This is a genomic window from Aliiroseovarius sp. B-4, from assembly GCF_056857795.1.
The window spans coordinates 1-13,828 of sequence record NZ_JBSXNV010000034.1 but is presented as its reverse complement, the minus strand read 5'-3'; the positions used below and the strand labels follow the sequence as shown (position 1 = coordinate 13,828).

General features: G+C 59.5%; 15 protein-coding genes, 2 tRNA genes and 1 pseudogene. 6 read left to right on the top strand and 12 right to left on the bottom strand.

The features are described from left to right. Positions 1 to 9: 9 nt before the first annotated feature. The 3 genes from rnd to purM all read right to left on the bottom strand — a co-directional run bounded on the left by rnd (position 10) and on the right by purM (position 2,924). Positions 10 to 1,170 (bottom strand): ribonuclease D, encoded by a 1,161-nt coding sequence (gene rnd, locus AC13C8_RS07425; RefSeq protein WP_482846916.1) that lies wholly within the window; start codon positions 1,168 to 1,170, stop codon positions 10 to 12. 96 nt (positions 1,171 to 1,266) lie between these two features. After that, positions 1,267 to 1,878: a phosphoribosylglycinamide formyltransferase gene (purN, locus tag AC13C8_RS07420; protein WP_482846915.1), complete on the bottom strand. Its 612-nt coding sequence runs from the start codon at positions 1,876 to 1,878 to the stop codon at positions 1,267 to 1,269. Further along, a complete protein-coding gene (gene purM / locus AC13C8_RS07415) occupies positions 1,875 to 2,924 on the bottom strand; it encodes a phosphoribosylformylglycinamidine cyclo-ligase (RefSeq protein WP_482846914.1) in 1,050 nt (349 codons plus the stop codon). Before purM ends, purN begins: the two co-directional genes overlap by 4 nt. Positions 2,925 to 3,047: 123 nt before the next feature. Here purM and AC13C8_RS07410 point away from each other — a divergent pair. Both AC13C8_RS07410 and AC13C8_RS07405 read left to right on the top strand, forming a co-directional pair. Then, positions 3,048 to 3,123: transfer RNA gene (locus AC13C8_RS07410), tRNA-Ile, on the top strand. Positions 3,124 to 3,439: 316 nt separating this feature from the next. Next, positions 3,440 to 3,604, top strand: a complete 165-nt coding sequence (locus AC13C8_RS07405; protein ID WP_482846913.1) for a hypothetical protein — start codon at positions 3,440 to 3,442, stop codon at positions 3,602 to 3,604. On the opposite strand, the gene AC13C8_RS07400 is transcribed toward AC13C8_RS07405, so the two are convergent. The 3 genes and pseudogenes from AC13C8_RS07400 to AC13C8_RS07390 form a co-directional block, all read right to left on the bottom strand. Further along, complete coding sequence (locus tag AC13C8_RS07400) at positions 3,599 to 3,850, bottom strand: integrase core domain-containing protein (protein WP_482846912.1); 252 nt, start codon at positions 3,848 to 3,850, stop codon at positions 3,599 to 3,601. The genes AC13C8_RS07405 and AC13C8_RS07400 overlap by 6 nt on opposite strands. Positions 3,851 to 3,973: 123 nt before the next feature. Beyond that, positions 3,974 to 4,274, bottom strand: a pseudogene (locus AC13C8_RS07395) (transposase); the annotation flags it as partial. Positions 4,275 to 4,385: 111 nt separating this feature from the next. Further along, positions 4,386 to 5,729, bottom strand: a complete 1,344-nt coding sequence (locus AC13C8_RS07390; RefSeq protein ID WP_482846911.1) for an ATP-binding protein — start codon at positions 5,727 to 5,729, stop codon at positions 4,386 to 4,388. A gap of 135 nt (positions 5,730 to 5,864) precedes the next feature. Between AC13C8_RS07390 and AC13C8_RS07385 the strand changes: the two genes are divergently transcribed. Next, positions 5,865 to 6,743 carry an MBL fold metallo-hydrolase gene (locus tag AC13C8_RS07385; protein ID WP_482846967.1) on the top strand — a complete coding sequence of 293 codons (879 nt, stop codon included), beginning with the start codon at positions 5,865 to 5,867 and terminating at the stop codon, positions 6,741 to 6,743. Positions 6,744 to 6,801: 58 nt separating this feature from the next. Further along, positions 6,802 to 6,876, top strand: a tRNA-Asn gene (locus AC13C8_RS07380). Between the two features lie 867 nt (positions 6,877 to 7,743). Here the strand turns inward: AC13C8_RS07380 and AC13C8_RS07375 are convergent. The 6 genes from AC13C8_RS07375 to AC13C8_RS07350 form a co-directional block, all read right to left on the bottom strand. Then, positions 7,744 to 8,055 (bottom strand): hypothetical protein, encoded by a 312-nt coding sequence (locus tag AC13C8_RS07375; RefSeq protein WP_482846910.1) that lies wholly within the window; start codon positions 8,053 to 8,055, stop codon positions 7,744 to 7,746. Beyond that, positions 8,052 to 8,441: a hypothetical protein gene (locus tag AC13C8_RS07370; RefSeq protein WP_482846909.1), complete on the bottom strand. Its 390-nt coding sequence runs from the start codon at positions 8,439 to 8,441 to the stop codon at positions 8,052 to 8,054. Before AC13C8_RS07370 ends, AC13C8_RS07375 begins: the two co-directional genes overlap by 4 nt. Beyond that, positions 8,438 to 8,884 carry a DUF5681 domain-containing protein gene (locus tag AC13C8_RS07365; protein WP_482846908.1) on the bottom strand — a complete coding sequence of 149 codons (447 nt, stop codon included), beginning with the start codon at positions 8,882 to 8,884 and terminating at the stop codon, positions 8,438 to 8,440. The genes AC13C8_RS07370 and AC13C8_RS07365 overlap by 4 nt, the downstream gene beginning before the upstream one ends. 26 nt (positions 8,885 to 8,910) lie before the next feature. After that, on the bottom strand, positions 8,911 to 9,657 hold the full coding sequence (locus AC13C8_RS07360) for a hypothetical protein (RefSeq protein WP_482846907.1): 747 nt from the start codon (positions 9,655 to 9,657) through the stop codon (positions 8,911 to 8,913). Between the two features lie 439 nt (positions 9,658 to 10,096). Further along, complete coding sequence (locus AC13C8_RS07355; RefSeq protein WP_482846906.1) at positions 10,097 to 12,109, bottom strand: AAA family ATPase; 2,013 nt, start codon at positions 12,107 to 12,109, stop codon at positions 10,097 to 10,099. Positions 12,110 to 12,251: 142 nt separating this feature from the next. Further along, positions 12,252 to 12,575: a helix-turn-helix transcriptional regulator gene (locus AC13C8_RS07350; RefSeq protein ID WP_482846905.1), complete on the bottom strand. Its 324-nt coding sequence runs from the start codon at positions 12,573 to 12,575 to the stop codon at positions 12,252 to 12,254. 248 nt (positions 12,576 to 12,823) lie between these two features. On the opposite strand from AC13C8_RS07350, the gene AC13C8_RS07345 reads away from it, so the two are divergent. Beyond that, positions 12,824 to 13,318, top strand: a complete 495-nt coding sequence (locus tag AC13C8_RS07345; RefSeq protein ID WP_482846904.1) for a hypothetical protein — start codon at positions 12,824 to 12,826, stop codon at positions 13,316 to 13,318. Next, positions 13,315 to 13,695: an MBL fold metallo-hydrolase gene (locus AC13C8_RS07340; RefSeq protein WP_482846903.1), complete on the top strand. Its 381-nt coding sequence runs from the start codon at positions 13,315 to 13,317 to the stop codon at positions 13,693 to 13,695. Before AC13C8_RS07345 ends, AC13C8_RS07340 begins: the two co-directional genes overlap by 4 nt. Positions 13,696 to 13,828: the final 133 nt, after the last annotated feature.

Genomic DNA, 13,828 nt, shown 5'->3' with positions numbered 1-13,828 from the left:
CGCGGTGGGTCAAACCTCGAACACCTCGACCCGTTGACCTTTGGCGGCCAGCGCCAGCTTGCCCTCGCACAGGCGCAGCGCGTCGTTGCCAAACGCGTCTGCCCGCCAGCCGCGCAGCGCTTGGACATCGCGTCTACCGGCCGCCAGTGCATCCAGATCAGCCGCCGACGCGATCAGTTTCTGCGCCACTTTTTCCTGCTCGCAACGCGCTTTCAGCAGCACGCGCAATAAGTCGGCCAACGCCGGGTTCACTTGCAGCTTGTCGCGGGCCTTGTCGGACGCTTTCGGCAAATCTTCCTGCGCCATTTCAAGGCCAGCGGTGACTGCCTGCAATATCCCCTCGGCAATCTCGCCCTTGCGGGCTTCGCGCAAAAGCAAACGTGACCGCCCCAAATCCTGCATGTTGCGCGGCTTGGTCGAGGCCAGTTCAAGCAACGCATCATCCTTCATCACTCGATTACGGGGGACGTTGCGGGACTGGGCATAAGCCTCGCGAAAGCGGGCAAGTTCCTTGGCAATACCCAGAAAGCGTGAAGAATTGGTGCGGGTTTTCAGGCGCATCCACGCCTCTTCCGGGTGGATCGTATAGGTCACGGGGTCTGTCAATATGGCCAATTCCTCTTCCACCCACGGCCCGCGCCCGCTTTTCTTCAGCTCTGCGGCCAGGTATTCGTAAATCTGGCGCAGGTGCGTGACATCCCCGATGGCATAGTTCTTCTGTGCATCTGTCAGAGGGCGGCGGGACCAGTCGGTGAAGCGGCTGGATTTGTCCATCGGCGCGCGCGCGATCTTGCGCACCAATGTTTCATACCCCGCCTGATCGCCGAAGCCGCAGACCATTGCGGCCACCTGCGTGTCAAACAGCGGTTTGGGAAACACGCCCGCCTCGACAAAGAAAATCTCAAGATCCTGCCGGGCAGCATGGAACACCTTCACCACATTTTCGTCGCGGAAGAGGTCGTAGAGCGGTTCGAGCGACAACCCCTCGACCAGCGGATCCACCAGCACGGCATCTTCGTCCGCATCGCCGGGAACTGCCAGTTGCACAAGACAAAGCTTCGAATAATAGGTGCGTTCGCGCAGAAATTCCGTATCGACCGTGACGTAAGCGTGTTTGGCGGCGCGGATGCAGAACTCGGCCAGCGCCTCGGTCGTTGTAATCGTAATCATACAGAGTCTTTCTGCTCGTTTCCGTGTGCCGTCCGGCATTTTGACGGGTTTACGGTGAAACCGTGAAAAAGGGAAGCCTTGGGCGACAAGGGCGCATCAGGGCAGGATGATCGGCGTGCGGTCGTCACATGCGAAGCGGCGCAGGACGGCTGGATAAAGCAGGTGTTCCTGCACCAGAACCCGAGCGGCCAACGTATCAGCAGTGTCATCGGGTTCGATGGGGACGCGGGCTTGCCCAAGGATCGGTCCGCCATCCAGTTCTGCCGTCACTTCATGCACCGAACAACCCGCTTCGGTATCGCCTGCGCCAATTGCGCGCTGATGGGTGTGAAGCCCCCTGTATTTGGGCAAAAGCGAGGGGTGGATGTTCAGACAGCGCCCGGACCATCTGTCGGTAAAACCCGCAGTCAGAATACGCATGAACCCGGCCAGACAGATGATGTCCGGGTGCGCCTGTTCCAAGACATTGTTCAGCGCGGTTTCGAAACCTTCGCGGTCGCCCTTGAAGTTTCGGTGGTCCACCACGGCGGTTGGAATGCCAAGCGCACGCGCTTTTTCAAGCCCGCCAGCTTCAAGCACGTTCGACAAAACCAGACAGGGACGCGCCGGGTGATCGCCGGTCATCGAATTCGCCAATGTGACCATATTTGATCCACTGCCGGAAATCAGAATTGCGACCCGCTTATGCGCCCCGTCTTTCCTGGTCACAGAAGCGACCCAATATAGCTGACACCCGTGCCCGACTGGATGCGGCCCAATTGGGTGACACGTTCGCCCGCGTTTGTCAGCCGCTCGGTCACGGCGGCGGCCTGTGTTGCGTCAACGACCAGCACCATGCCCTGCCCCGAATTGAAGGTCTTGAGCAGTTCTGCCTGATCCATCCCGCCGGTTGCCGCCAGCCATTTGAAGACGGGCGGCAAGTCCCATGTATCCAGATCGACCAGCGCGCCCAGCCCATCGGGCAGAATGCGCGGCAGGTTTTCAGTCAAGCCGCCGCCGGTGATGTGGGCCAGCGCATGAACGCCCCCTGCCCGCACGGCCTCCAACGCCTGACGCACGTAAAGGCGCGTGGGGGCCAGCAAGGCCTCGCCCAGCGTGACCGAGCTGTCCCACGGGCAGTCCGCCTCCCAACCAAGGCCCGAGACCTCGACCAGCTTGCGCACCAGCGAATAACCGTTCGAATGCACCCCGTCCGACGCCAAGCCCAGCAACACGTCACCTTCCTTGACGCCTTTCGGCAAGTCCTCACCGCGCTCCATCGCACCGACCGAAAAGCCGGCCAAATCAAAATCGCCATCTTCATACATGCCGGGCATTTCAGCGGTTTCGCCCCCGATCAGGGCACAACCGGACAACTCGCACCCCTTGGCGATGCCTTCGATGATCCGCGCGGCCTTGTCGGTTTCCAGACGCCCTGTCGCAAAGTAATCAAGGAAGAACAGCGGCTCAGCGCCCTGACACACAAGGTCATTCACGCACATGGCGACCAGATCAATCCCGATCGTGTCCACATTGCCGGTGTCAATCGCGATGCGCAGCTTGGTGCCTACCCCGTCGGTGGCGGACACCAGAACCGGGTCTGTGAACCCAGCGCCCTTCAGGTCAAACAGCGCGCCAAATCCGCCCAGCCCGGCCATGACGCCCGGACGATTGGTGCGTTTGGCAGCCGGTTTGATCCGTTCGACCAGCGCGTTGCCCGCGTCAATATCCACGCCTGCGTCCGCGTATGTAATACCTTTGGATGCGTCGCTCATCTGGTCCCCCGATTGACCTGCATAAAAACTGCGCTTGCGATAGCTCAAGGGGGGCAAAGAGTCCACGCCTCGCTTGACGCCGCGCACCAGTTTGCTAGCAAGGGCGCACGATGAGAATACAGTGGGCCTGTAGCTCAACGGTTAGAGCAGAGCGCTCATAACGCTTTGGTTGGGGGTTCAAATCCCTCCGGGCCTACCACAACACCGGATCGACGCGATTGCGACTGAAAGGATTTCATGTGTCGTCGTACACATCGAAGGGCTTTGCAATCTAGATCCGCGATCTTCGTTGACAGGCTAACATGACAATATGTCGATCCAGTATTGGATCGAACCTTTACTAAAAACTCATAGCCACTAACAGATCGCCCAAAATGAAATTCCCCTATAGCGCGATCAAAGTGTCATGAATGAACAAGTTACGCAACTTCGCAAACGATGCTAAGCTCGGGATTGAAATCGCTCCATTCTTGCGTCCGATTGTCTGAAAATCTGATGGTTACAATGTTCTCACAATGGATATTTTCGATACGGAAGCCCTTCGAGATCGAGCGCGCAACAAACTGAATATGAACGAAAATTCTCTCAAGAATATTGAAGATGTTGATATCGTCGCAAATGCAGACGATATAGGTGAAGCGGTCGCCGTGACCTGCTCCCCTTTGAGTCCGCGTTTATAGGTTAGCTCTGTTCAGGTATTGGTCCTCTCTTGACCGTTGATGATGCTCCCGCGGGGTGAGCCCGTCGAGGCTCGAATGCGGGCGATGGTGATTGTCGTCGGCCGCCCAGGCCGCGATCGCCACGCGGACATGGGCAAGGTTTCGGAACATGGTCTCGTTGAGCAGTTCGTCGCGCCATCCGACGCCCCGAAATCGAGGTGTCCGGGATCGCCGCCAGGCACTCACCGGTAACGTCGTCGACCACATTCAGAACCCGGAAGCGCTTGCCGTTGGCGAACTGGTCATGGACAAAACCCAGCGACCACCGCGCACTGGCATGCACCTCGCCCAAGATCGGGGCCCGCGTCCCGACCGCCCGGGAAGGGCCTACAGATGCGCGACCGCCTCGCGCTTCACGGCAGGCGTAACAATTTTTTTGAACCCAGTTCCTTCATCGCCGCCAGATCGAGCATCTGCTCAGCCAGCGGCTTCTTGGCTTCGCGTTCTCATCCTCGAGCGCCTTCGGACGCGTTATCTCCGACACGGTCATCCCGCCGGATTTGGCCCTCCAATTGTAGAAAGTGCCTTCCGACATGCCATGCTTCCGACACAGATCGGCACACTTCACCCCTGCCTCATGCTCCGTCAGGATGCCGATGATCTGTTCATCCGTGAATCTTGTTCGCTTCATTGTCCGTCCTCAAGTCGGGCCGGGCTCTAATCGACGGTGGAAGAAAGGTCCCGTTGCAGGTCATCGGGCAAAACGGGACTTGTCGTGCCTGTTTGCAACATCTGAAGACGGCTATCGCGGCAAGACGAACTCCACCTTCAACCCCCCCAGATCAGCGCTGTCACCCAATCGAAGGTGGCCGCCGTGACCCCGTGCAATGTCACTGGCGATGGCCAACCCCAAGCCGACGCCCGACCCTTTGTCCTGATTGCGCGCCTTGTCCAGGCGGGCAAAGGGTTTCAGGGCTTCCTCGCGCGCTTCGGGCGGAATACCTGGCCCGTCATCTTCGATCACGAACCGCAAATCGCCGCGCCCGGTGACAAGTGACAACCGCACCTGCGACCCGTAGCGTGTGGCGTTGCCCAGCAGGTTTTCCAACGCCCGCTCAAGCGCAGCGCGACGTACGGGATAGGTTCCTGGGTCGGCCAACTCGCCCAACACGACATTCTGTCCTGCGCGCGCCGCGTTGTCGGCCAGATGCCGGGTCAGCGCCGCCAGATCAACCGGTTCCGGATCATCCTCCAGCGCATCGGAGCGCGCGAAGCTCAGGAATCGGTCAACCAGACGTTCCATGTCTTCGACATCCCGCTCCAGATCCTCGCGGCTTTCATCGTCGATCATTGCCAGCCCAAGTCGCAGCCGGGTCAGAGGGGTGCGCAGATCGTGGCTGACGCCAGACAGCATCAGCGTGCGCTGTTCGATCTGTCGCTCGATGCGCGACCGCATATCCAGAAACGCCTTACCCGCCGATCGCACCTCGGTTGCGCCTGCCAGCTTATAGGGCACCACCTGGCCCTTGCCGAACGCCTCGGCGACCTTGGCCAGTTGACGGATCGGGCGCAGCTGGTTGCGCAGGAAAAGATAGGCAATCAGCGTCATCAGAATGCCGGTCGCCACCATCAACACCAACAACTGGTGCGGGTTCGAGGCCGACACCCGGTCGCGCGAAAACCCGACCCGCATCGGCCCATGATCGGTGATGACGCCGACAATCACCCCAGCATGTTCGGATGCCAAATCCACTCCCGTCAGGTCCGGCACGCCTGCATGCAGCGTCTTTGCCACCCAAGGCCCGGTGAAGTCTGTCAGCCGGATTGTCGTATCCACCGGCGCGCCGGGAAGCTCGATCCACATCGCCAGCGGGTCAATCACCCTCTCGACACTCTGACGCGCCGCTTTTGGCGTAGTGGCCCGGTTTACTTCGGTCAAAAGATAATCCAGCTCCAGCACCAGCGCCGATGTCATTTGCACCGTGATCCGATTGAAATGCCGCTGAATGAAGACCACGGACACCACCAGTTGCAATGTCACAATTGGCACGATCAGGATCAGCGCTGCCCGCCCATACAGTCCGCGCGGCATGAATTGCTTCAGCCAGCCAAAATCGAGAAATCTGTTCTTGGGCAATTGAACCATAGCCAGACCCTATGACGCAGCGACCTGCTTGCCAAGCAACCACCGCGCGGCATTACTTTCGATGAGGATTCGCGAGATACGGAGGCCCCCTTGGCAAACAGGATCGACGCGTCAGACCGTCCGCCCGCAGGTGTGATGATCCCACTGGACCCCGGCATCCGGCGCATCATCGCGCCGAACCCGTCGCCGATGACCTATTGGGGCACCAACAGCTTTGTGCTGGGCGAAGGCGATGTCGCGGTGATAGATCCCGGCCCCGCCGACCCTGCACATATGGAGGCGCTGCTCTCCAGCCTCCAGCGTGGCGAACGGATCACGCAGATTCTCGTGACCCATGCGCATCTGGACCATTCGCCCTTGGCGCGCCCCCTGTCCGAGGCCACCGGCGCCCCCGTCATCGCGTTTGGAGATGCACAAGCGGGGCGAAGCGCGGTCATGCAAGACCTCGTCGCACGCGGCCTGACCTCGGGCGGAGAAGGTGTTGACGCAACGTTCAAACCCGACATCACTGTGGAAGATGGCGAGCTGTTCCAAGCAGGCGCGATGGAAATCGAAGCCATCTGGACCCCCGGCCACTTTGCCAATCACCTGAGCTTTGCATGGCAAGATGCTGTTTTTACAGGGGATCACGTAATGGGTTGGGCCAGCTCTCTGGTTTCACCCCCAGATGGCGACCTGACGGCCTTCATGGCATCCTGCACCAAACTCGCCGCGCGGGATGACCGCATCCTCTACCCGGCACATGGCGCGGTCATCACCGACCCCGCCGCGCGCCTGGCCTGGCTGATCGCGCACAGACAATCGCGTGAAACGGAAATCCTGGCCGCCCTGTCTGACGGACGACCGGCGACAGTCGCCACACTGACCCGCGCGATCCATGTGGAGACCCCCCCGGCCCTGATCCCAGCCGCTGAGCGCAACGTTTTCGCCCACCTGATAGACCTTGCGACCCGCGAAATCGTCGAGGCAGAACCCCGCCTTGAAGCCAACGCGGTATTTCGGCGAATTGGCTGAAAAAAACACTAATCCCTCTTGCGGCCCTGAATCGCACTTGCTATATCGCCCCTCGTGTTCCGGCGTAGCTCAGCGGTAGAGCAGTTGACTGTTAATCAATTGGTCGTAGGTTCGATCCCTACCGCCGGAGCCAATTAAACAAATAAAAGCAGCTACTTACCGAGACCGCCGCTGGCGGTCTTTGTAGTTCTAGACCCACCCCATAAGCAGGTCATAAGCACAAGCGCTCCCGATGACTCGTTCAATAAAAAGCGGCCCGCTGCACATGCACGCGAACCGCTTTACCGTTTCGAGCGACAAGGAGATTGGTCGCTGACGGCTGCGGTTGTTGGATTTAACGAGGAACTGAACCGCTATGCCTCGCGCGGCTGGCTAGTCCGCGTGCCGCAGCGAAGCCAACTCCTAACGCTGCGGCTTGCTCGGTCGTCGTGACCCCTCGGGAGGGGCTTTGCACATTTGGCACATCCTGAGCCTGACCACATCGTCAGACCAAAACGGCTTTGCGCAACTCATGCAGCGGTTCCAGCCGACTCGGCGGACAATGCGCGGCGGGTGGTGGTCAAGGTCCAGCACAGGTTCGCGTCGTTTGCCGCCGTCGAACGACCAAGCCTCAAAGCTTGGCTCGCTGAAACCATTGGACCCCTTACCAGCGCCGTTTGCAGCGCGGGCACGGGGTTTCGCGCGGCTACCCCCTTGGTATACCCCGGCCTGCCGCTGTGCGCTCGGCTGTGCCGGGGCTGGTGGTGCTTTGCGCCCCTCGCGCCATGCCACGAGCCATGCAGGAGCCTCATCCGTCACCGTCCCGCCTGCCAAGTTCCGTCTCGTTCCCACTTCGCCAAACAGTCGATGGGGAAGTCCTTCGCCAGTGTCCCATCAGCCATCTCATCAAGGCACTTCACCTCGAAGGTGGCGAACGAACCGAACATACGGACGAATGGCGAGGGTCGCGGAAGCCGCGCTTCTTCCAGACGACGAACCCGGCCAAGGAGACCCCGAACGCTCATTCCTCACCCCGCAACACTTTCAGCGCCGCGCCCAGTTCCAAGGCACGAGCGAAGTTGGCGCTATTGCGGGCTTGCCGAACTTCCGCCTCCTCCAACTGGTGCTGGTGCAACACCTTCTGCTCGTCGGGCGTGATTGTATTGTCGGGGTCGTGGCGCGAGGTTTCACGCAGATAGGCGCGTCCGGCAGAAAAGGATACTTCGCGACGTTCATCTTCATTGTGGTTATACGTCAGCACCCGTTTCGGCGCAGGGTCATCCTCCCACGTCCGACCACTCAGCCAGCGGTCTGGCGGCGAACCCCGCCTCAATGGACCGCTCCCATCCATCGCAATACGTCATAAACATCCGCCATAACGTTCGGGTCTCGGCATGACCCAAGCGCCTCGATGCAATTGGCGCGAATCTGGTCCCGAAGTTCCGCGTGCTCATGCGGTGCCAAGTCTGCCAAGCCCCGACTGATGCCCAAAAGCTTGCGGGCCTCAGCCCCGCTAAACGCGATCACCTTGACGGTGAAGGGTCGCGTGCTGCGCACCTTTGCCAGTTCAGTGGCGCGGCGCACCGCCCGGTCGTATTGAGTTACCGGCTCATATGCCAATACCCTGTCGCCCAGAAGCGTCAGCACCACAATGTCACCATGCCCCGGCGCGAGGGTCGCAACTCGCCCTTCAAACATATTCGCGCAACTCTCCATCATCGAATCTCCTTGGCTTCCAAAATTGCCAACCTGCTCTCGAGGTCTTCCAGAGCACGGACATTTCCCAAGGTGCCTATGGCTTCGATGAGCTGCCGACCAACATCTGGCGCGAGTTGCCCGCTGCTGATGGCGAGCAAGACTGCCTCAACCTGTGCGGCGAGCGGCAAGCTCGGATCAAGGTCGAATTGAACGGTCTTCATCTGGCTTCGCAACGAAGGGATGATGCGAGACAGCACAAGTGCAGCGGCGCTAGGGTCGCCCTCGTGTGCCTTGGCGATAACGGCGTCGAGGATGCCGTTTGCTTCGTCCAGCATCTTGTTCAGCAATGCTTGCTGCTTCGACGGACCCGGCGGGCGACCACGCGGGTTGCCACTCCGACCCGGAAGGAAGCGTCCATCCGGGCCGTGGGTTGGTTCAGTCTGTTCGGTCTTGCTGTCAGTCATTTGTAACCTGTTATCAACTGGGCAAATCAGGCGTGCTTCCGGTAAACGGCGGCGGAAGCGTTTCGCTTTGCGCGGAAGGCTTGCGGTCCTTCTGTACGGAACCCGCGCGTCTTTCCGTCTCCGCTGACGACGGGAATTTGGATGACGCCCACCGCCTTGATCGCTTCGCCCAGCACCTGTCCGCTGTGGCGGTCGAGGTATTCGCGGGCTGCGGTCATCGCCCTGACGCGCTTCGCCACAACTGGCTGGCGCACCTCGTGATACTCGCGAAGAAGAACGCTGTGGATTTCGGGCGTCAAACCGCTCAACATCGCAGGCCCGCCAAGAGCAGCACATGCCACCTCATCGTCGCCATCCTTGATCGCCTGCCGCACAATTTCGATCCGGTCAGAGCTGGCTTTCAGATGAGCGCGGATTTCTGTGGAGACGACCTCGCCAGCCTTCTGCTTCACCGGCGAGACCAGTTGCTTCTCGTAGGCTGCGATGGTCTTGCCCATCGAGGCAAGTGCGCCGTCGAGCTTGCGCGTCACATTTTCCAACTTCGCCATCGCGAAGTCGTCAGTCTTCAGCAGCGCGGCAGGCTCGGTCAACGTAGGATCGGAAAACGCAGCCGCCCTCACGTCATGGATCGAGCCGAGGTAGGTATGGGCCGCCTCCAGCGCCTCTGCGGCGGGATTGACGAAGGAGCGAGTATCGTCGTCCACGTCCTTCATTGATGTAATGTTCTGCGGGTGAAGGCCCAATGGAACCCTTGCGTCAACTTCGGTGTTCATTTTCTTCCTCGTTTCTCAGTTGGGGACTTACGATGGGCTTACGCTACGGCTCTCTCGTCGGTCTCTACAAGCGAATTTTCTATTCGTATCAATGTGTTAGGTCTGGTCCATATGGGTCGGAACAACTAACTCATGGTCAATGGCTCCACACCAGCGCCTGCCGAGGCGGGCGAGTTTCTGGCACAGGCGCAAAACTATGCGTCTGCCATCGCCGCCGAATGACGAGCCTGTATCGCAACGCACCCAACCCCGAAATGCCGCTGCAACGCAGGTGAAACCCGACCCGGCAAGGGTGCGTTGAAAAGGGTGCGTTGGCCTAAAGGGGTAACGCACTAACGCACCCCCCGAGGGGGTGCTAGTGCCCCGGCGGGTTCGGGGGTGCGTTAACACAGGGCAACGCCCCTGAAACGCACCCCCGGGGCGTTGCAACGCACCCCGATCACACCGCCACCATGTAGGTGTTGCCGGAGGGCGCTTTGTCCTCGGCATCGACCAGACGGCTCGCCGCACGCAACCTGTGGATCGCGTCCCGCAGGCGCACCTGTGTCAGCTTCCGCTCTTGACACATCTGGTTGGCGCGTTGCCCCTCAAGCGACCGGCCGCTTGGGTATCCACCGTTCTCCACCTCGCGCTTGACCCATTCCCAGACGAATTCGTCGTCGGCAGAGTCATATTCGGCATCTGGTTTCGCCTTGTCGCCGGAACCGTCAGCCTCGCCACCTGTGGGAACGATGGTCAGGGAAGACTCGAAGTCCCCGTCCTCGTCCTGACCGAGCTGGACAGGCACCGCCTCAAAATCGAACGTTCGTCCATCGCTGCCATCCTTCACCTTGGTCAGAATGAACTGCGCTTCGCGGGTGCCTGTGCTCTTGTCGCGCTGGCACTCGATGACAAAGTCCATCGCCGCATGGAGACCCGACCAGCCGCGCATCCCTCGGGCTTGGTCCTTGCCGCTGTGGTGGATGAGCAGGATGACCCCGCCGAGGCGCTGCTGAAGGTCGCGGAACACGGCAATCATCTCGCCCATCTCGCTACTGTTCTCGTCGATTCCGGCAGAAGCGTGCGCCAGCGTGTCAATGCAAAGAACCCCGCCTGCCCAACCGTTCTCCGTCAGGGTTGCCACCAGCTTGTCCCGGTCCGCCTGCTCTCGCAGGTTGAGGGGGTCCATGATGACAGCAATATTCGACACCACATCCGCCGCCGGGGCGAACGCGAACTGGCCTTCGGGGAGACGGGCTTGGGTCTGCGCCAGTCGCCATGCCCTCACTCGGTTCGGGATGCCTCCCTGACCCTCGAACGGGACATAGACGGCTGGCGCTTGTCGCACCCTTTGCTCAAACCACTCCCTGCCGTTCGCGATGTGCGCAAGCAGGTCGAGTGTCAGAAACGACTTGAAGGTGCCGGAGTCGCCGTAGATTGCCCCGACACCAGCGTCAGGGATGATCCATTTCACCAGCCATCGGAGGCGCGGCAGGCGGTCAAGGTCGCCATCCATCAGCAAGCGGAAGTGGCGCGGGTTCTGCGCCGCTTGAAGGAACATCCCGTCCGACAGCGCCTTGCCGTGCTCCACCTGTGCTGCATCGTTCGCGGCGTGTTGGAGAGCGAGGGACATGGTTCGCCTTGCGTAATCAGCCCTCGCTGCCTTGTCGCGCTCGCCCAGCTTCGAGAGGCGGAAGGTGGCCCAGCACTCGCGCGGGGTGTCCGTCAGCGGCGCGAGCAGCTTCACCAAGGCCAGGTCTGCCTCAGACTGCGAAGGATACCGGCCCGCCCATTCACCGCGAAACAGCTTGCCCAGCTCTCCCCCATCGACCGCCGCGTGGTCTCCAACGGCATAGTCCGGGTAGGGGTCGCCCCACAGCTCCACCTCGGGAGCGGGAGGTGTCATCGCCGCCACAATCGAGTTCAACTCCGGCTGACGGTCGCCAACCGGCTGGTCCAAATGAACGTCGCCCGTGCAGATCAGGAACCGCTCTTGCGAATACACCTCGACGCCATCGCGCCGACGACCCTTCCCGATGTTGCCCCGCGCGATGACATGGAACCCGTGACCGGAGCGAGACCGCTCGGTGTAGCAGTTCATGTTGGCGATGCCAGTCGCATAGCCCTGAAGCGCCTCAGGCGTGGTCCACTTGCTCGCGTCGATGGATTCGCCCTTCGCCCGCTGCGTCTCCTCGTTGACAACATCGAGGTCGATGCAGGCGAACGGGTCGTCGGCAGTGAACACGAAGCCGACCCGCCAACCCTTCTCCGAAGCCACCCGGCAGGCGGTGTCAAAATCTGCCCATGTGGTCGGGTCGGTGACGCTCGCGTTCTGCCCATCCAGTCGGCGGGGCGCTTTGTCGGTGGCCGTCCCCGGTGTCACGCACCATTGCGGCAAAGCACGAAGCTCTGAGGGCAGTTTCTCGTAGGGGTTCGTTTGCGGACCGATTGCCGGTTCTGCTACCTTGTCCATGCCGACCGCTCCTTTCTCGTATCGGACTGTTGGCAGGGGTAGACGATCCGCAACCGGGGGTGCTCAGGCCCCCGGCTGTTTCGTGACGTGGGCTTACGGCAGGCTTGCCGACGAACCGTCATTTCAAAGTTCGACAGCAATTTCATTCCGATGCCCCACCCGACTGGTTGACGTTGCGTTTCCCGTTCGTCCAAGGACCGGGGATTGCACCGGTCGCGACCTTCACCGGGGCAGCGCGCATCGCGGCGGTCGCCTCGCTTGTGTTGCGATAGGAGCGTTCAGCCAACCAAGCCATCACTGCCGAGCGCAGGTAACGGACAGGCGACTGCGGCGCGTCACCGAGTTTCAGGAAGCGCGGTCCTTTGCCGAGGTAGCGCCACATTTCGAGGGTATTGGGTTTGATGCCAAGGAGGCGCGCTGCGTCCTCATTGGTCAGCAGATCGTTCAGATCAATCGTCTGGGTCATGGCAGGGAACTCCCGCTAGACCTGCCAATAGTCTCATTGACTGGCAGGTGATACCTGCCGCCACTGACCCGGACGGATTTTGGGGTGAACAGTCTAGCGAGACCCGATAACAGAACCGCCGTAGAACACGGGGTGCAAGTAGCTATACCCCGCGCCGCATGGGTCGGGCAACAGGTTTCTGTACCAATAATGTTGCGCATTACCGTTTCCGGCATTAAGTCTCCATCATCACACGCTAAGGTGGCAGAATGAATGAGCTTTTAGGCAAGCTATCGTCATACAACATATTTAATTACCTCCTACCCGGAGCTGTCTTCGCGGTTCTGGCGGAGCGTATGGCTTTGATGGAAGCCCCCGACCAAATCGTGGAGCAATTGATCTGGTATTACTTCATCGGGATGGTGATTAGTCGATTGGGCTCAATCGTACTTGAGCCATTACTCAAACGAACAAAATTTGTGACTTATTCGGACTACGGCGATTATCTTAACGCCTGCAACTCGGACCAAAAACTGGAAACAATGGTCGAGGTATCCAATACCTACAGAACGATAGCAACCGCATTCCTCGCGTTACTTGTTAGCATCTTATTCGTCGCGGCATCCAAGCGGATTGGGATAGACGAAATGCTGCAAGGGAAAATTGCCACAGCACTTCTGCTCGTCTTATTCTTGCTGTCTTTCCGCAAGCAAGTTGGATTTATCTCAAGTCGGGTTGAGCACTGCAAAAAGGAAACTGAATGACAATAATAAAGAGCATGTCGGTAGGAGACGGCGATCTCTGCTACATCCTCCACAATAGTGACAATTTTACAATTATTGACTGCCACCTAACCGGCGACCGGGACGAAGAAATCATAGATGAAATAAAAGAGCAGTCGAAACAAAAAGGAATAAGCCGCTTTATCTCGACACATCCTGATCAAGATCACTTTGCCGGGATAGAGAAGCTTGATGAGAAGGTCCCAATCTACAACTTCTACGTGGTTAAAAACAATGCGGTAAAGGACGACGAAACCGAGTCTTTCAAGCACTACTGCCAACTTCGAGACGGGGACAAGGCCTACTACATTTCGAAAGGTTGCAGAAGAAAATGGATGAATGAGGGAGACGATGTCTGACGTCAGCGCTTTTGGGACAGATTTGAGGAGTTGAACAACGGAGGATTTCTGGTTCATCGTAACCTTCATGGAGTGAAGATGAACAAGAAATCCGGAAGCAGCAAAGCGTCTGCAGATAAATTGGTAAAGAACA